The sequence below is a fragment of the Ramlibacter sp. 2FC genome (genome assembly GCF_005503345.1).
In the GTDB taxonomy this organism is placed as follows: Bacteria; Pseudomonadota; Gammaproteobacteria; order Burkholderiales; family Burkholderiaceae_C; genus SCMQ01.
The window spans coordinates 131,811-148,426 of the sequence record NZ_SCMM01000001.1 but is presented as its reverse complement, the minus strand read 5'-3'; the positions used below and the strand labels follow the sequence as shown (position 1 = coordinate 148,426).

At 64.9% G+C, this 16,616-nt stretch carries 14 protein-coding genes; 13 read left to right on the top strand and 1 reads right to left on the bottom strand.

The window, feature by feature from the left end; translation table 11 throughout:
• Positions 1–101: 101 nt before the first annotated feature.
• Positions 102–917, top strand: coding sequence for an IclR family transcriptional regulator (locus tag FFS10_RS00770; protein WP_137890469.1), 816 nt, complete (start codon positions 102–104; stop codon positions 915–917).
• 164 nt (positions 918–1,081) lie between these two features.
• A complete protein-coding gene (locus FFS10_RS00765) occupies positions 1,082–1,930 on the top strand; it encodes a helix-turn-helix transcriptional regulator (RefSeq protein WP_137890467.1) in 849 nt (282 codons plus the stop codon).
• Positions 1,931–2,241: 311 nt separating this feature from the next.
• On the opposite strand, the gene FFS10_RS00760 is transcribed toward FFS10_RS00765, so the two are convergent.
• Positions 2,242–3,174: a LysR family transcriptional regulator gene (locus FFS10_RS00760; protein ID WP_137890465.1), complete on the bottom strand. Its 933-nt coding sequence runs from the start codon at positions 3,172–3,174 to the stop codon at positions 2,242–2,244.
• Between the two features lie 188 nt (positions 3,175–3,362).
• Between FFS10_RS00760 and FFS10_RS00755 the strand changes: the two genes are divergently transcribed.
• The 11 genes from FFS10_RS00755 (at position 3,363) to FFS10_RS00695 (ending at position 16,616) form a co-directional block, all read left to right on the top strand.
• Positions 3,363–6,914 carry an indolepyruvate ferredoxin oxidoreductase family protein gene (locus tag FFS10_RS00755; RefSeq protein WP_137890463.1) on the top strand — a complete coding sequence of 1,184 codons (3,552 nt, stop codon included), beginning with the start codon at positions 3,363–3,365 and terminating at the stop codon, positions 6,912–6,914.
• Between the two features lie 42 nt (positions 6,915–6,956).
• Complete coding sequence (gene dctP, locus FFS10_RS00750; RefSeq protein ID WP_137890461.1) at positions 6,957–7,928, top strand: TRAP transporter substrate-binding protein DctP; 972 nt, start codon at positions 6,957–6,959, stop codon at positions 7,926–7,928.
• Positions 7,925–8,506 (top strand): TRAP transporter small permease, encoded by a 582-nt coding sequence (locus FFS10_RS00745; RefSeq protein ID WP_249931108.1) that lies wholly within the window; start codon positions 7,925–7,927, stop codon positions 8,504–8,506. The genes dctP and FFS10_RS00745 overlap by 4 nt, the downstream gene beginning before the upstream one ends.
• The gene (locus FFS10_RS00740; protein WP_137890459.1) at positions 8,503–9,819 is read left to right on the top strand and encodes a TRAP transporter large permease; all 1,317 of its coding nucleotides are present in this window, start codon (positions 8,503–8,505) and stop codon (positions 9,817–9,819) included. Before FFS10_RS00745 ends, FFS10_RS00740 begins: the two co-directional genes overlap by 4 nt.
• 258 nt (positions 9,820–10,077) lie before the next feature.
• Positions 10,078–10,500, top strand: a complete 423-nt coding sequence (locus FFS10_RS00730) for an acyl-CoA thioesterase (RefSeq protein WP_137890455.1) — start codon at positions 10,078–10,080, stop codon at positions 10,498–10,500.
• A 46-nt stretch (positions 10,501–10,546) separates the two neighbouring features.
• A complete protein-coding gene (locus FFS10_RS00725) occupies positions 10,547–11,680 on the top strand; it encodes an FAD-dependent monooxygenase (protein ID WP_137890453.1) in 1,134 nt (377 codons plus the stop codon).
• 42 nt (positions 11,681–11,722) lie between these two features.
• A complete protein-coding gene (locus FFS10_RS23290; RefSeq protein WP_249931107.1) occupies positions 11,723–12,103 on the top strand; it encodes a cupin domain-containing protein in 381 nt (126 codons plus the stop codon).
• A gap of 599 nt (positions 12,104–12,702) precedes the next feature.
• Positions 12,703–13,710, top strand: a complete 1,008-nt coding sequence (locus FFS10_RS00710) for a quinone oxidoreductase family protein (RefSeq protein WP_137890449.1) — start codon at positions 12,703–12,705, stop codon at positions 13,708–13,710.
• 151 nt (positions 13,711–13,861) lie between these two features.
• On the top strand, positions 13,862–14,830 hold the full coding sequence (locus FFS10_RS00705) for a Bug family tripartite tricarboxylate transporter substrate binding protein (protein WP_137890447.1): 969 nt from the start codon (positions 13,862–13,864) through the stop codon (positions 14,828–14,830).
• 35 nt (positions 14,831–14,865) lie between these two features.
• Positions 14,866–15,816, top strand: coding sequence for a quinone oxidoreductase family protein (locus FFS10_RS00700; RefSeq protein WP_137890445.1), 951 nt, complete (start codon positions 14,866–14,868; stop codon positions 15,814–15,816).
• Positions 15,816–16,616, top strand: coding sequence for a 2-keto-4-pentenoate hydratase (locus FFS10_RS00695; protein ID WP_137890443.1), 801 nt, complete (start codon positions 15,816–15,818; stop codon positions 16,614–16,616). Before FFS10_RS00700 ends, FFS10_RS00695 begins: the two co-directional genes overlap by 1 nt.

Below are 16,616 nucleotides of genomic sequence, written 5' to 3'. Positions count from 1 at the left end.
CTGAACCGTTCGCGCTCTTTGCCCGCTACCGGGTCCGCATTGGAGAGAATGCGGCATGGTAGGCTCGCGTCCCCAGAACTGCAGCAGCGACGGAGTCCCCAATGGACGAGAAGGTGGTCGAAGATGGCGCTGACGAGGAAAGTGGCCGCGGCGTCCAGTCCGTCGACACTGCGCTGCGCGTCCTCTCCGCACTGGTGGAGATGGGCCAACCGCTCATGCTCAAGACGGTGGCCGAGCGCGCCGAGATGCCGCCACCCAAAGCGCATCGCTACCTCGTGAGTTTCTGCCGGGGCGGCTTGGCCGAGCGCGATCCGGCCTCCGGTGGATACCGGCTCGGACCGCTGGCCGTGCGGCTGGGCCTGGCAGCGCTGCGCCACTTGCATGTGGTCAACGTGGGCGCACAAACGCTCGGCGAGCTGCGCGACGAGGTCGGCTACACCGTCGGCCTCGCGGTGTGGGGCGCCGCCGGGCCGACCTTCGTCCGCTTCGAGGAAACCAACGATGCGTTGATCATCAGCGGCCGCCCGGGCTCGGTCATGCCAATCCTGTCATCGTCGACCGGCAGGGTGTTCGGTGCGTACATGCCGCGCAGCATCACCGATCCGTTCCTTCGCAAGGAACTGGCAGGAAAGCCCCATCCGGGCGCCAGCCCGTCCAGCACACCGCGGATCACGAAGGAGCAGATGGAAGCTCTCTTCCAGTATGTGCGCGAGCATGGCCTGGCACAGGTGCGAGGAGACCTCAACCCTGGCCTGCATGGCCTGTCCGCGCCGGTGTTCGACCATGCGGGTGCCATCGCGGGCGTGATCACGGTGATGGGGCCGGCGGGCGTGATCGATGTCGAACTTGACGGACCCATCGCGAAGGCTTTGCGGACGAGGGCACGGCAGGTTTCGCAGCGAATGGGCGCGCCCTGAAAGAAGCTCGGCCGCAGGGTAACAGTTAACGGCCGAACTCGTTTTCAAGGGTTTTCCCTAGCGTCGGCAAATTACGGGAAGCGTAACATGATTACGTGATAGAGAATCGACAGCGCCCCTCAGAGGGTGCTCCGAGCCCTGAGATCCATCCCAGGAGACAAGCCATGACGATCATGACCGTTCGCGAGAACGCCGCTCGCACCACCCCGCGGGACGCCGCACTCGCCATGCTTGTGGATGCCGTCGGCGAAGACCGCTTCGGTCCCGCCCTGGCCCGCTTCCTCAATGAACTCTGTGGCGCCGATCACTTCGCGGCATTCCGTTTTGGCAAGGACGAACTGCGCGAAGTCGCGGCCTGCTGCGTCGAACCCGAGCGCACGGCGCACGACCGCGTTGCAAGCTATGTCAATCAAGGCTGGTGGAAGCGCGACCCCGCGATGACCGAGGCGCAGCGCTGCCTGGGCGCCGTGCGGCCCAGCATCATCCACGTCGATTTCAGCGACGACGGCTATACCGCGATGCGCCCCACCATCTATCCGCACGTGCGCGACCGTCTGCTGCTGTGCGGCCACGGCCCCAATGCCGACTTCGGCCTCAGCATCGTGCGCGCGGACCCGCATGCGCCCTTCGCGGGCGAGGCGATCGAGAAGGTCGCCCACTCGGCCGAGCTGCTGATGGCCGTGCTGGGCAAGCATGCCGACATCCGCCAGACGCGCCCGAATGTCGCGCAAGCGCTCACGGCGCTCGAAGAAATCGAGAATTGCATCGTCGCCACCAGTGCCCTGCCCCGGCGCGAAGCCGAGGTCAGCGCGCGCATCCTGTACGGCTTGTCGTCCGTAGGCATCGCGCTCGACCTGTCGGTCAGCGAAGAGACTGTGAAGACCTATCGCAAGCGCGCGTACCAGCGCCTCGCCATCGGCAGCGAGCGCGAATTGCTCACCTGGTACCTGGCGCGCTGGAGCTGCTGGCGCGGGCATCGTTTCGAAGCCGCCTCTTCCGGCGCGCTGCACTAGACACGCCCGACGCACGGCCGCGCGCACGGTTCATGCCGTGGAGCCTGACACATACAACGCGAGAGTGGAGCGCGCAGCCTTCCGCGACCGCATCCAGCGCTCCCCCTTCAACTCATGACACTAGATGCACTTGAACAAAGGACTTCGAATTCTTCCGCTATCGGAAGCTGCCAGGAATCTTTCCGTATACCAACTTGCCAAAGTGGATGTGTCACCAACCATTTGAGCCGGAGCAGCGCAGCCTATCGCCTCGCACACGACGTCCTCGCTCCGCCTTGCTTGAAGGCTCCGCCGCCGGCGGATGACGTAGCCTACTTCGCGGCCCGGACGGCGTCGCTTTGGGTTCCGAAAAGACGGATGACGGATTCACGCAGCCATCGGATGGCGGGATCCGTATTGAATCTGGGATGCCAGAACTGCTTGAGCGCGTACGGTTTGATGTTGATGGGCGGTTCAACGATCCGGAGATTCTCCACGCGAGCGTAGTAGTCCGCGATCGATCGAGGTACCGTGACGATCATGTCAGTCGCCGCAATGATCGCAGGCACCGTGAGGAAGTGCACGGTCGTGAATTGCACGCGACGCTGGAGTCCTCTCTCCTTGAGCATGCTTTCGAATAATTCGCCGCCGCGCCCCATGGGCAACACAACGGCGTGCGACATCTGCAGGAACTGACTCATGCTGACGCGTGACGACTTCACGACGGGATGGTTGGCGCGCACCAGACAAACCAGCGTGTGCATGAACACCGTTTGCACATGGAGCGCCGGCCGTTCGAGATTCGGAAAAAAACCGAGGGCAAGGTCGCAGCGTCCTTCCTCCAGAGCCGCTTCGATGTCCTGCCTCGCGAAGGTTTCGCATCTCAGGTTGCAAAGAGGTGCCTCGCGCTCGAGGTGGGCCATGAGGGGCGGCGCAAAGTACTGCTCGCCCACGTCCGCCATGGTGACGACGAAGTCGCGCCTGGAACTGGCTGGGTCAAACGCCTTGCGGTGAAGAACTGTTTCGTCGATGTCCGAAAGCGCCTCGACCGCACATTCAACGACCTCCGTGCACCTGGGCGTAGGCAGCATCCCCGAAGGGGATCGCACGAACAGAGGGTCTCCCAGGCTCTTGCGAAGCCGGCCGAGCGCAAGGCTCGTCGCCGGCTGGCTGAGCCCCAGTTCCGCCGAAGCTTTTGAGACGCTCCGCCAGTGATGAAGCGCAACCAGGACGCGCAACAGGTTGAGATCGAAGCGCTCTGACATTTGCGGATTAAATAATTGATTTAAGTCTTCGTTTATTGCCTAAATTTTGACCCTGGTCAATCATTGCGGTCCTTAACAGTGCTAGCGCGGGCATCACCCGCCCGCCAGCGGAGACAACACATGAAGATTCTGGAGATTGCCGGCGGCGTCGCCGACTCGCACGCAGACCTCAGCGACAGGGTGAGCCGATGACCCGGCGTCTGGATGCTCGCTTCGAACCCGATACGCCGAGCGCATTCCTGAACGGGAACCACGCGCTGATCCGGATGCTGGTGGAGCAGATGCGCTCCGACGCTGCAGCCGGCTTGCGCACCAAGGCCTTCGTCACGGGCTATCCCGGCTCCCCCTTGGGAAGCATCGACATCGCATTGCGCCAGGCGCGGCGAACGCTCGACGCGCATGGCATCACGCACCAGCCCGCGCAGAACGAGGAGTTCGCCGTCTCGATGCTGAGCGGCACCCAGATGCTTGACGAGCACCCACACCCGGAAGTGGACGGCGTGGTGGGCTACTGGTACGGCAAGGGACCCGGGCTGGACCGTTCGGGCGACGCTCTCAAGCATGCGAACTTTGCGGGAACGAGCCGCCATGGGGCCGTCGTCATCCTCAGCGGTGAGGACCATGAGGCCAAGAGCTCCACGGTGCCGTACCAGCAGGATTTCTCGTTCGAGCACCACGGCATGCCGGTGCTGTATCCCTCGTGCGTGCAGGAGATCCTGGACTACGGCCTGCATGCCGCGGCGCTGTCGCGTTTTTCCGGCTGCTGGGTGGCGCTCAAGCTCGTCGGCACGCTGTGCGACGGCGGAGAGGTGGTGCAGCTGCACCCCGCGGGGATCACGACCCGAACCCCGGACCTGCAGATCGCGGGCAAGCCTTTCGCCAAGCTCGCCAACCACCGCTTCTTCCCGGTCACCAACGTGGAGACGGAACGGCGCCTCTACGACGAGCGCCACGCAGCCGTCCTGGCCTACTCACGTGCGAACGGGCTCAACCGGGTCATGCGATCCTCGTCAGGGGACCGGATCGGCATCATCAGCGCGGGAAAGAGTTGGGCCGACACCCTACAGGCCCTCGAGGATCTCGGGCTCGACGCGCGAGCTCTCGACGCCAACGGCATCCGGCTGGCCAAGGTCGGCCTGCTGTGCCCATCCGACAGCGCGTTCTTCCGCGAATTCGCCGAGGGTCTCGAACGCGTGATCGTCGTCGAAGAAAAGCGCGACTTCCTGGAAAGGCAGGTCGCTGCGGGAATCGTCGGCACGAGCGTGCGTGAACTCCTGGGCAAACAAGACGCGGACGGAGCCCGCCTGTTCCCCGTCGAAGGCGGCATGACCAGCGACATGGTGGCCGAACGCCTGGCGCGCGTGCTGGCGCGCAGCATCACCTTGCCAGAGCGCGGCCGCGAGCGCGTGCGATACCTGCAGCAGAAGACCGTGCAGCGCAGCCCCGCGCTGCCCGGGCGTGCACCGAACTACTGCTCGGGCTGCCCCCACAACGTCTCGACCCTGCTTGCGCCCGGCCAGATGGCATGGGGTGCGCCAGGCTGTCACCTGTTCGCCTCCCTCATGGACAACCCGCAGAAGCGCGTCGAAGCCACGACGCAATTGGGTGGCGAGGGGCTGCCCTGGCTGGGTCTCGCCCCGTACACGAGCCGCCCCCACATTGTTCAGAACGTCGGCGACGGCGCCTTGTTCCACTCGAGCTACCAGAACATCCGGTTTGCGATCACGACGGGCGCGAACATGACGTTCAAGCTCCTGATCAACGGTGTTCTCGCGAACACCGGCGGGCAGGAAGCGGTGGGCGCCAGCGCGATCGCGGATCTGTCCGCCCGCCTGTTGCAGGACGGCGCATCCCGTGTGGTCCTCGTGACGAAAGAGGCCGGCCTGTATGCAAGGGTGCAGCTTCCCGCCGGCCTGGTGCGCCGCTCACCGGACGAGCTCGAACAAACGATGAAGGAGCTCTCGGAGATCAAGGGCGTCACCATCCTGATCTACGACGGGGCGTGCGCGAACGAGCGGCGCCGTCGCCAGAAGCGGGGGCTGCTGCCCGCGCCCGCCGTGTTCACGTTCGTGAACGAAGAGGTGTGCGAGAACTGCGGCGACTGCGGCGCCAAGGCGAATTGCATGTCGCTGCAGAAGGTGCCGACCGAGTTCGGTGCCAAGACACAGATCCACCAGTCGACCTGCAACCAGGACCAGGCCTGCATCCAGGGGGAATGCCCTTCCTTCGTCACGGTGGAAGTGGAGCCTGGCAAGGGGCTTCGCAGGCCGGGCCTGCCCTCCATCGACGCAGCCGGCATCCCGGAGATCGAGCCGGAGGCCTTGCAGGTGCCCTACCACGTGTACATGCCGGGCCTCGGGGGATCCGGCGTCCTCACGGCCAGCGCCATCCTCGCACAGGCGGCCGCCATGCAGGGTCTGCAGGTCAAGACCTACGACCAGACCGGAGCGTCGCAAAAGTGGGGCGCCGTGCTCTCCAGCCTCATTCTGGCTCCCGCGGAGCGGCCGCCGCACACGAACAAGGTCGGCATCGGCAAAGCGGATCTCTACCTCGCGCTCGATCTCCTGGCGGCGGTGGACGCGAGCAACCTGAAGTGCTGCGATGCCGAACGCACACGGGCTGTCATCAACGCCGGCGTGTTCCCGAACGGAGAGGTCATCCGTGACTCCCGCAAGACGCTTCCGACGCAGGAGTTGTGCGGCACCGTCGCCGCCGCGGTGCGGGAAGGCAGCGCCTTGACGCTGGATGCGCAGCGCATCGCCGAGGCGCTGTTCGGTGACTTCATGATGACGAACATGGTGGCCATCGGTGCTGCCTACCAGGCGGGTTGGCTGCCGATCCGCGCGGAGTGGATCGAGGCCGCGATCGCTTTGAACGGCACCCAGGTGGAGGCGAACACGATGGCCTTCCGTGCCGGGCGGCTGTGGGTGCACGCGCCGGAGCAGATCCAGGCGCTGGGCACGCTCAAGCTCCAACCGCTTGCGGATCGTACGCAGCGGCTGCGCGCCCTGCGCAGCGAGGGCAAATTCGGCGAACTGGCCGCCTTCGAGCCGCAGCTGGCAAAGCTGCCTGCGCAGCTTCGTGACCGTGTGCTGCTGCGTTCCGTGGATCTGGCGGACTACCAGAACATGGCGTATGCGGTCCGCTATCTGGAGCGGGTGACGTCCTCACTGCAGATCGAGGTAGCTGCCCGCGGAGAGCAGCACGCCTATGAGGTGACCGCGGCGGTCGCCGACGGCCTGCACAAGATGATGGCATACAAGGACGAGTACGAGGTGGCACGCCTGCTCACCCAATCCGGCTTCGAGAAACGGGTGGCCGACATGTTCTCCGGGAGCGTCCGCCTGAAATACAACCTGCAGCCGCCTCTCGCACGCACGCTGGGCCTGAAGGGAAAGATGCGCGTCGGCCGTTGGATGCATCCGGCGCTGAAAGCCCTCGCTGCGCTGAAGTTCCTGCGTGGGACGGCCCTGGATCCGTTCGGCGCTCTGGCGTCCCGACGGGAGGAGCGGGCGCTGCTCGCCTGGTACGAGGCTGTGTTGGCACAAGGCCTTGGGCTGCTCGACGCGTGCAACGCCGCCCAAGTCGCCGAGCTCATGCGGCTGCCCCAAACCATCCGCGGCTACGAGTCAGTGAAGTCTGCGGCCGCGACGCAAGCAAAGGCACAGGCGCAGCGCCTGCTGTCTGAGTTGAAGCGGCCTCGCACGATCGAGATTAAGCCGGTCGCACTTGCAGCCTGAGGCCAAGTTCCTTGTTCGATCAACCACAAAAGGAGACACATCATGGTCAACACCTTCAAGCGCCTGGCGGTCACGGCCGCCCTCGGCGTCTTGGCATTCTCGGCGGCTGCACAGGAAATGCAGATCCGGCTGGTCACGGCATTCCCTGAAAACATGGCGTGGTCGCAGGAGCTGGTGAAGTGGAGCGAGCGGGTGAACGCGCAGGGCAAGGGCCTGGTCAAGATCAACTTCATCGGCGGCCCGCGCGCGGTGCCGACCTTCGAGATCGGCAATGCGGTCAAGAGCGGCGTCATCGACATGGCCCTCAGCCCCGGCGCCTTCTACACGAACGTGTTTCCCGAGGCCGACATGCTCAAGATGGCGCAGATCCCGGTGGCCGAGCAGCGCAAGAACGGCGCCGTCGAGTACATCAACAGGGTCTGGAACGAGAAGGGCAACATGCAGTATCTCGCCCGGATGGTCGAGGGTTACCCGTTCCACATCTTCTTGTCAAAGAAGGTCGACAAGCTGGATCTCACCGCCAAGAAGATCCGCGTATCGCCCGCCATTCGGCCGGCGGTGCAGACGCTGAACGGAAACGTGATCAACATCCCGCCGGGCGAGATCTACACCGCGCTCGAACGCAATGTGATCGACGGCTACGGCTGGTCGATCGGCGGCATCTTCGATCTGAACCTCGCGAGCCATACGAAATTCCGTATCGACCCCGGCTTCTATGACGCTGACGTGTCGTTGATCATGAACCTGGACAAGTGGAAGGCCATGACGCCGCAGCAGCGCGATTTCATCCAGAGGATGGCCATGGAAGTGGAGGCCAATTCTGCGTACTGGCGCAAGGAAGGCGAGGACGAGAAGAAGAAGCAGAATGCATCGGGCATCCAGCCGCTGACCTTCGGCCCGGCGGAGACCGCGAAATACCTGGATGCCGTGTACGACGCGGGCTGGGCCGACCTCATCAAGACCAGCCCGGTCCATGGGCCGAAGCTGCGCGCATTGCTGTCGAGGAAGTCATGAGCAGCGCGGCACACCCACAGGCCTTCGTCGCGCCCGCTGCAGGCCGCCGCATGGAAACCGCGCAGGCGGCCTTCGGGCGCCTCTACGACCTCATGATGGTGCTGGCCTGCCTGCTGCTGCTCGTGATGGTCGGCTCGATCACCCTCGATGTCCTGTTGCGGAATGTGGAGATCCCCGGCTTTCCGCGCGGCTTTCCCGCTTCCAACGACATCTCCGAGTACGCCTTGTACCTCTGCACCTTGCTGGGCGCGCCCTGGCTGCTGCGGGCCGGCCAGCACATCCGCGTGGACATCGTGCTGCGCGCCATTCCAGCCAGGCTTGCCTACGGTTGTGAGTGGCTGTCGGACGTGATGGCCTTCGCAGGGTGCGTGGCGCTCGCATGGATGGGGATCGTCATGACCTTCAAGAGCTACGCCAGCGGCGCGATCCAGATCAAGAGCATCGTCATTCCGGAGTGGTGGTTGATGGCGCCGCTGCCCATCGCGTTTGCGCTGCTCGCCATCGAGTTTGCATTCCGCATGTGGCGGCTTGCACATGGTCCGAAGGAACCGCGTTCCGACGCGGTGTCTGCAGCATGAGCGCATGGATCCTCCCTGCGTGGCTGCTCCTCGGCGGGTCCACGCTGCTTCTCTTCGTCGGCCTTCCAGTGGCGTTCGCCTTCCTGGTGACCAACCTCGTCGGCGCCTGGATCTATCTGGGCGGAGAGGCGGGACTGGGACAGCTCGTGCGCAACAGCGTCGTTGCGGTGACCAGCTTCTCATTGACTCCGATCCCGCTGTTCATTCTCATGGGCGAGATCCTGTTTCACACCGGACTGGCCGTGAAGGTCATCGAAGGTGTCGAGCGGCTGATCACGAGAGTGCCTGGCCGGCTGGCCGTTGTCGCTGTCGTCGCCGGAACCGTGTTCTCCGCGATCTCCGGGTCGACCATTGCGACGACAGCGATGCTCGGCTCCCTCATGGTGCCCGTCATGTTGCAGCGGGGATACCACCCGACCATGGCCACGGGGCCGATCATGGCGATCGGGGCGGTGGACATGCTGATCCCCCCCAGCGCGTTGTCGGTGCTGCTGGGCAGCCTGGCCAACATCTCGATTTCAGGCTTGCTGATCGGCGGGATCGTCCCGGGTGTCCTGCTTTCGATCGGATTCGTCGCCTGGATCGTGCTGCGCTCCGCAATGAACCCGTCGCTGGCACCGGCGAGCGAATTCGAGCATTTCCACGGGTGGGAAAGGTTCAGGCCGTTCCTTCAGTACGTGCTGCCGCTGCTCTCGATTTTCGGCGTCGTCGTCGGCGCCATGGTGGCGGGTTGGGCCACGCCGACCGAGAGCGCAGCGCTGGGTGTGGTGGCCACGCTGGTGATTGCTCTCGCTTATCGAGCACTGTCGCTCGCCGCGTTGATGAAGTCGCTGAAGGGAACCATTGGCATCTCGGGGATGATCCTGCTGATCATCATGGGCGCAACCACATTCGCGCAGATCCTCACCTTCTCAGGCGCCTCCAGTGGCATCGTCGAGGCGATCACCGACACGGGCCTCGGGCCCATGGCGATCGTCGCGGGAATGATGCTGATCCTGATCTTCCTCGGCATCTTCGTCGACCAGGTGAGCATGATGCTCATCACCATTCCCATCTTCATGCCGATCGTCCAGAAGCTCGGAGTCGACCCGGTCTGGTTCGGAATCATGTTCCTCATGTGCATGCAGATGGGCCTGCTTCTGCCGCCGCACGGCTTGCTATTGATGACGATGAAGGGCGTGTCTCCGCCGAGCGTGAGCATGGCGCACATCTTCCGCGCGGTCGTGCCCTATGTGGCGATGAGCGTGCTGCTGCTCGCCGCCATGTTCTTCTTCCCACCGCTAGCCACCTGGCTGCCGGGAATCATGAAATGAGCGGAATCGAAACCAGCCCGCGACTGCCTCTCCCCGGCGTCGTCAACGCCCCTCGCACACAGGCCGAGCGATACCTTCGGGAAGGCGCCTGGCGGCCCACCACGATCGGGAACGCGCTGCGGCAAGTGGCTCGCGAGCGTCCGCAGAGAACCGCGTATGTCTTCCCCGTAACGCGTGTGGGCAAGCTAGACAGGCAGCAGATGCGCCAGGCGATTGCCGAGAAGCTCGCGGCCGAGATGCAGAGGAGCTGAGCCGTTCATGCGTCACTACACCTATGACCGCCGCTTGAACTGGAGCGAATGCGACCCGGGCGGCATCATCTTCTTTCCGCACTACGCCCGCTGGATGGTCGACGGCTTGAACGAGATGTTCCTCGGCTTCGGCGTCGACCCGACCGGGCCGAGGGGCGACAACGCCTTGGGCGGCCTCCCCGTGCTCGGCCTGTCGATGAAGTTCGTCAGCGCACCCGTGTTGCATGACACCGTCACGCACCAGATCACCGTGATCAAGGTGGGCGGGAAGTCGATGACGTTCCGGCATCGATTCCTCCGCGGCGACCAGTTGCTGATGGAGGCCGAAGAGACGCGTGTGTGGGCCGAGCATCCTCTCGACAACCCGCGCGCGCTGCGCACCCGGCAAGTTCCCGACAACGTTCGAGCGCTTCTCGAGGATGCCGCCTGAGAGCCTCGGCACAAGGAACAAACCGAATGATGAAGGGAAACCAGAGATGATGATCAAGATCCTGGGTGGAGGCCCGGCCGGCCTCTACGCCGCCTACTGCATCAGGCGCCAACTGCCCGATGCCGACGTGACGGTCTACGAGCAGAACGACGCGCACACGACGTTCGGCTTCGGCGTGGTGTTTTCCGACCAGGCGCTCGAGTTCCTCGGAGCGGGAGATTCGGAAACCCTGCCGCTCATCACCGCGGGCCTCGAGCGGTGGAGCGACATCGAGCTGCGCCTGCAGGGGCAACGCATCCGGATCGATGGGGTCGGGTTCACCGCCATCGCCCGCTTGCGCCTGCTCGAGATCCTGCGCCAGCGCGCGTTGTCCGCAGGGGCGAAGCTGATCGACAGCCACGTGGTGCGCGACCTCGCGGAACTGGACGACGCCGACCTGGTGATCGGCGCCGACGGGGTGAACTCCCTGGTGCGCAAGACCCACGAAGCGGAGTTCGGCACGGAAATCACGCTCCTGAACAACCGGTTCGCGTGGTTCGGCGCAACGCGCCCCTTCGATTACCTGACGCAGACGTTCAAGCAGCTCGCACAGGGGAGCTTCAATGCGCACCACTACCGCTATACGCCCACGATGAGCACCTTCCTGGTGGAGGTGGATGCCCGCACCTTCGAGCGAGTGGGCTTCGAGCGGATGACGGAAGACCAGTCCCGGGCGTACTGTGAGGACGTCTTTGCGGAGGAGCTCGAAGGCGCCAGGCTGGTGACCAACAAGTCGCTGTGGCGCCGGTTCCCGGTGATCCGCAACAGGCGGTGGTCCGTGCGCAATCGGGTGCTGGTCGGCGATGCGCTGCGCACCGCACACTTTTCGATCGGCTCGGGAACGCGACTCGCGCTCGAAGACGTGCAGGCGCTGGCGCACGCGCTGGCCAACCATCCGCGCAGCGTCCAGGATGCACTCGCACAGTTCGAGGCGCAGCGACGCCCCGTCGTCGACAAGCTCGCGGGGGCGGCCACGCGCAGCGCGACCTGGTACGACAACTTCGCGGAACACCTGAAGCTGCCTGCCTGGGAGTTCGCCATGCACTACATCGGCCGCTCGGGTCGGGTCGACACCGAGCGCCTGCGCGCCATGTCGCCGCGGTTCGTGGCGGGGTACGAAGCGTGGCGGGAGGCCGCATGAAGCGGCGCGTCGACTGGGGGAATGCAGACGAATGACATCGGAATGGCGCAAGCCGACAGCGCTGCGCGCGAGCTGTACTACGACGAGATTCGCCCGCTGAACCTCGCGCCGCTGTGGAGCATGCTGAAAGGCCTCATCCCCGCCCAGCCCGTGCCCGCGGCCAAGCCATGCAAGTGGGCCTGGGACGACATGTATCCCCAACTGCTGCGGGCCGGCGGGCTAATCTCTGCCGAGGAGGCCGAACGCAGGGTGCTGGTCCTGGAGAACCCCGGGTTGCCGAGCAAATCACAGATCATCGACACCCTCTACGCGGGACTCCAGTTGATCCTGCCCGGCGAGACCGCGCCGAACGCCACATGCTGCAGGACATTGCGCCTGGACGGGCAGAAACCATCCGGATTCTGGAACTGCTGCGGATCGTGATTGCCGGACGCGAACATCATCAGCAGGCGGCTTCCGGCCGGGATCGTGACCCCATCGAGGGTGACTTCCTCTTTGACGCGCCTTGGCCGGCGCGCAACCCGCCGACCTGGTGGCCGGCCTCACCTGGGACGTGCCCGCGCTCGTGCTGTTCCAGTTGCTGGTCGTCCCTGCCGAAGACATCGCCCGGGTCAAGGATTGGGCCTCGAGCCGCGTGGTGCTGCGCAAGAAGGCCGAGGCAGCCCGGGACGACTACCTCAGCGACTTGCTGCGTGCGCGAAATGGCGACGACAGCCAGGCGACGATGCACGAGATCGGCGCAACTGCCTTCAACCCGCTGTTCGCGGGCCATGAAGCGACCTCCAGCGCCGCCGCCAACATGTTCAAGGCGGTACTGGCAGGCCACAAGCTATGGCAAGCGATCTGCCAGGGCGAACAGCCGCTCGGCCCGGTGATCGAAGAATCGCTGCGGCTGGACCCGCCGCGCTTCCCAGTGGTGCCGATGCTCGAGCGGTCCCCTTGGGAGGGGACGGCGAGCGCAAACGGTAAGCCGGATACTTGGCAACAACTCTACTGCCTCGCGCAAAACGTTCCTGCAAGCCATGAAAGCCATTGCCATTCGCCGCCACGGGGGGCCCGAAGTTCTGGAGGCCATCGACGTGGAACTGCCGCCTCCAGCCGAACGCGAGGTCCGGGTCCGGCACACTGCCATAGGCCTCAACTACTCGGACATCAACGTCCGCAACGGCGGCTTTTATCTCGGGGACGGGCCCAACTTTCCGGTCATCCTCGGCAACGAGGCCGCAGGTGTGGTGGAAGCAGTGGGCGTCGGTGTCAGGGATTTCGCCCCGGGAGACCGGGTCGCCTACGCGGGCAGCGGAGGGCTGTTCTTTGTGAACACCGGCGCCTATGCCGAGCAGCGCAACATGCCCGCGGACTGCTTGGTGAAACTACCGGATGACATCAGCGAAGAAACGGCTGCCGCCCTGTTGCTCAAGGGTTTGACGGCCGCGGTCGTCATCCACCATTGCTACACGCCGAAGCCGGGCGACAAGATCCTCATTCATGCGGCGGCGAGCGGGGTGGGAAGCCTGTTGGCGCAATGGTGTGCGCATCTCGGCGCGACGGTCATCGGGACGGTCGGGTCGCGGGCGAAGGCGGCATTCGCCCGCGAGCACGGCTGCAGCCATACGATCCTGTACCGGGAGGAAGACTTCGTCGCCGCCGTGAAGAAGCTGGCGCCGGAGGGTGTCGCCGCGGTGCTCGACGGCGTTGGCAAAGACACTTTCATCCCATCGTTCGACCTGCTGCGCCCCTTCGGCGCGGCGGTCAACTACGGCAACGCTTCCGGCAACGTGCCGCCTTTCAATCTCATGCTGCTGGCGCAAAAGGGGTGCATCGCCCTGCACAGGCCCGGCTTTGGTTTCTACGCGAACACCGGACCAGCGCGGCAGGCTGCCTGCGACGAGCTGTTCGAACTGGTGCGCCAGGGCGCACTGCGTGTGGAAATCGGCAGCAGGTGGCCCCTGAAAGACGCGGCTCTGGCCCACGAAGAGGCGGAGCGCGGGCGCAACGTCGGTTCCGTGCTCCTGATGCCCACGCAACCGTAGATATGCCCGGATTGCGACCTGAGCATTGCAATCCAGAAGAGCCTGGCCATCGTGCATCGGTTCCCCACCAGCGCGTCGCAGACAGGCGGAAAGTAGCTCGCGCGGCCTGCTCGCCGGGCGCTCGCAGCCCCATCCATCCAAAGGAGACAATATGCAAATCACACGCCGGCAGTTCGCCATTGGCGCCGCGGGAGCGGCCCTCGCGCCCGCTTGGGCTCAGACCTATCCTTCCAAGCCGGTCACGCTCGTCCTTGGCTATGCGGCTGGCGGCGGCGTCGACGCGGTGATGCGAAACATGGCCCCGGGCCTGACGCAACGCCTGGGCCAGCCGGTCATCGTCGACAACCGCCCCGGCGCAAGCGGCATGCTTGCCGCCAGCTATGTCGCCAAAGCCACTGCGGACGGCTACACCTTGTTCGGCACCGACGGCGCGGCGCTCGCCCTCAACGGGGCCCTGTTCTCGAAGCTCCCTTATGACCCTGTCGCGGATTTCTCTCCCGTCTCGCTGGTCATCCGCGCGCCAATCCTGATCGTCGCGCATCCGCAAGCTCCCTTTTCCGACCTGCGCGGACTGATCGAGCATGCCAAGCGCGAACAGGGCGGTATCGCGTACGCCTCGGCGGGTGCCGGTACCTACCACCAGCTGTCCATGGAACTGCTCAGGCGGCGGGCCCGGTTTGAGGCCAGGGCCATCCATTACAGGGGGGCGGGGCCTGCCGCACAGGATGTGATGGCCGGTCAGGTGCCGGTCGCGCCGCTCGATTCGATCGTCGCGCTGCCGCAAGTGGCCGCGGGCAAGTTGAAAGCGCTGGCCGTGCTGGCTCCGAAACGGATTGCGCAACTGCCCAATGTCCCCACTGCGGCGGAATCGGGTGTCGAAGGGGTGGAGGTCTTCCCTTGGGTGGGCGTCGCCGCTCCGCGGGCAACGCCGGCCAACATCGTCTCGCGTCTGAGTTCCGACGTCCGCGAAGTCGTCATGAGCCCGGAGGTCTCGAAGAAGTTCACTGGCCTTGGCATGGAGCCGTTCGCGACCACGCCGGAGCAATTCGGCGCTTTCATCAAGCAGGAGATCGCGCGCTGGCATCCGCTGATCAAGGAACTGAACATCCAACTCGATTGAGCTCCCGCCGACCACCAACGAATCTCAAGACACCCATGAAAGCCATCATTGCCACCACAGACGGGCTTCGGATCGTGGACAGACCCCGACCCGATCCAAAGCCAAGCGAAATTCTCGTCCGCACGCGCGCCATCGGTGTCAATCGCATCGATCTCCACGCGCTCGCCGCTCCGGCTGACCAGATCATCGGGATGGAATGGTCCGGCGAGGTGGTCGAAGTGGGCGCACAGTGCCATGGGCTCAGTGTTGGCGATCGCGTAATGGGCACCGGCCCAGCCGCCTACGCAGAGTATGTGGTGACGGACTATGGCCGTGCCGTACCCATCCTCAAGCGTGAAGTGGATTGGGCCGCAGCAGCGTCGGCCACGCTCGGGCTGCAGACCATGCACGATGCTCTCGTCACGCGCGGCAGACTCCGCCCTGGTGACGCCGTCCTGATGCAGGGGGCCGCCTCGGTGATGGGCCTGATCGGGATGCAGATCGCCAAGATGCTGGGCGCAGGCCTCGTTCTCGGAACATCCGGAAATGCGGAACGCCGCAGCAAACTCAAGGACTTCGGTTGCGACGTCGCCATCGACAGCAGCCAGGATGACTGGTCCCGCCAGGTATTGGACGCCACGAACGGCAATGGCGCGGAAATCGTCATCGACAACGTTTGCGGAGCCGCCTTCAATCAGTGCATGGCCGCAGCCGCGCTCGAAGGGCGCCTTGTCAACGTCGGCCGACTGGGCGGTGCCACCGCGGCATTCGACTTCAACCTGCACGCGCTTCGCCGGCTCGAGTTCATCGGGGTGACGTTTCGCACGCGCAGCGTGGAACAGGTGCGGTCCATCAACTCCCGGATGCTGGCAGACCTTGGCCAGATGCTTTCCGACGGTGGTCCTAAAGTCCCGATCGCGGGCCGCTTTGCTTTCGACGACGCTGCGCAGGCTTTGGATACGCTCCGACGCAGCGAGCACTTTGGCAAGCTGGTGCTGGAGCTTTGATGGGTCGCTCGCAGGCGCTTGCCCGGGCGGGAGAGATCCTGTGGGGCGCATGGCAGCAAGGAACGGTGATCGAATCCTTGCCCCAGGAATGCCGCCCTCTTACGCGTGCCGAAGGGTATCAAGTGCAGTCGGCCATCGAGGCGCGTTCGCGAGGCCCGCTCTTTGGCTGGAAGATCGCTGCGACGAGTCTCGCAGGTCAACGCCACATCAAGGTGGATGGTCCGATCGCAGGCCGGCTTCTGCGCGAGCGTGCGCACCCTTCAGGATCACAGCTGTCGCTCGCCCGAAACCGCATGGCCGTGGCCGAGCCTGAGTTCGCCTTCCGCATGGGTCGCGACATCCTTCCGAGGCGGCAGGCTTATTCGGTGGCCGAGGTGGTGGCGGCGACAGCCAGCCTGCATCCTGCCATCGAAGTCCCCGACTCGCGCTTTGCCGATTTCACGTTGGCCGGCGAGGCGCAGATCATCGCCGACAACGCCTGCGCGCATGAGTTCGTTCTTGGCGATGCCGCGCCGCAGAATTGGCGCACCACCGACCTTTCGGCGCACCGGGTTCATGGCCAGGTTTCCGGCCTGACACGCAGCTATGCCCGTGATGGCAGCGGCGCTGCCGTGCTCGGCAACCCGCTCACCGCGCTCGCCTGGTTGGTCAACGAGCTGTCCTCACTGGGAATCACGCTGCGTCGCGATCAAGTGGTGACCACGGGCGCCTGCACTGTTCCCCTTGAAGTGGAAGCAGGAGACCAGGTGCTCGCCGATTTCGGCGAGCTCGGCGCGGTGTCGGTGAGCTTCGGCGAATAG

What these genes read in the sequence shown, in the direction of transcription:
- FFS10_RS00740 (WP_137890459.1), top strand. Translation starts at nt 8,503, where the DNA reads ATGAGCGCATGGATCCTCCCTGCGTGGCTGCTCCTCGGCGGGTCCACG.
- FFS10_RS00765 (WP_137890467.1), top strand. Translation starts at nt 1,082, where the DNA reads ATGACGATCATGACCGTTCGCGAGAACGCCGCTCGCACCACCCCGCGG.
- FFS10_RS00695 (WP_137890443.1), top strand. Translation starts at nt 15,816, where the DNA reads ATGGGTCGCTCGCAGGCGCTTGCCCGGGCGGGAGAGATCCTGTGGGGC.
- FFS10_RS00755 (WP_137890463.1), top strand. Translation starts at nt 3,363, where the DNA reads ATGACCCGGCGTCTGGATGCTCGCTTCGAACCCGATACGCCGAGCGCA.
- FFS10_RS00725 (WP_137890453.1), top strand. Translation starts at nt 10,547, where the DNA reads ATGATGATCAAGATCCTGGGTGGAGGCCCGGCCGGCCTCTACGCCGCC.
- FFS10_RS00710 (WP_137890449.1), top strand. Translation starts at nt 12,703, where the DNA reads ATGAAAGCCATTGCCATTCGCCGCCACGGGGGGCCCGAAGTTCTGGAG.
- FFS10_RS00760 (WP_137890465.1), bottom strand. Translation starts at nt 3,174, where the DNA reads ATGTCAGAGCGCTTCGATCTCAACCTGTTGCGCGTCCTGGTTGCGCTT.
- FFS10_RS00705 (WP_137890447.1), top strand. Translation starts at nt 13,862, where the DNA reads ATGCAAATCACACGCCGGCAGTTCGCCATTGGCGCCGCGGGAGCGGCC.
- FFS10_RS00700 (WP_137890445.1), top strand. Translation starts at nt 14,866, where the DNA reads ATGAAAGCCATCATTGCCACCACAGACGGGCTTCGGATCGTGGACAGA.
- FFS10_RS00730 (WP_137890455.1), top strand. Translation starts at nt 10,078, where the DNA reads ATGCGTCACTACACCTATGACCGCCGCTTGAACTGGAGCGAATGCGAC.
- dctP (WP_137890461.1), top strand. Translation starts at nt 6,957, where the DNA reads ATGGTCAACACCTTCAAGCGCCTGGCGGTCACGGCCGCCCTCGGCGTC.
- FFS10_RS00745 (WP_249931108.1), top strand. Translation starts at nt 7,925, where the DNA reads ATGAGCAGCGCGGCACACCCACAGGCCTTCGTCGCGCCCGCTGCAGGC.
- FFS10_RS00770 (WP_137890469.1), top strand. Translation starts at nt 102, where the DNA reads ATGGACGAGAAGGTGGTCGAAGATGGCGCTGACGAGGAAAGTGGCCGC.
- FFS10_RS23290 (WP_249931107.1), top strand. Translation starts at nt 11,723, where the DNA reads ATGGCGCAAGCCGACAGCGCTGCGCGCGAGCTGTACTACGACGAGATT.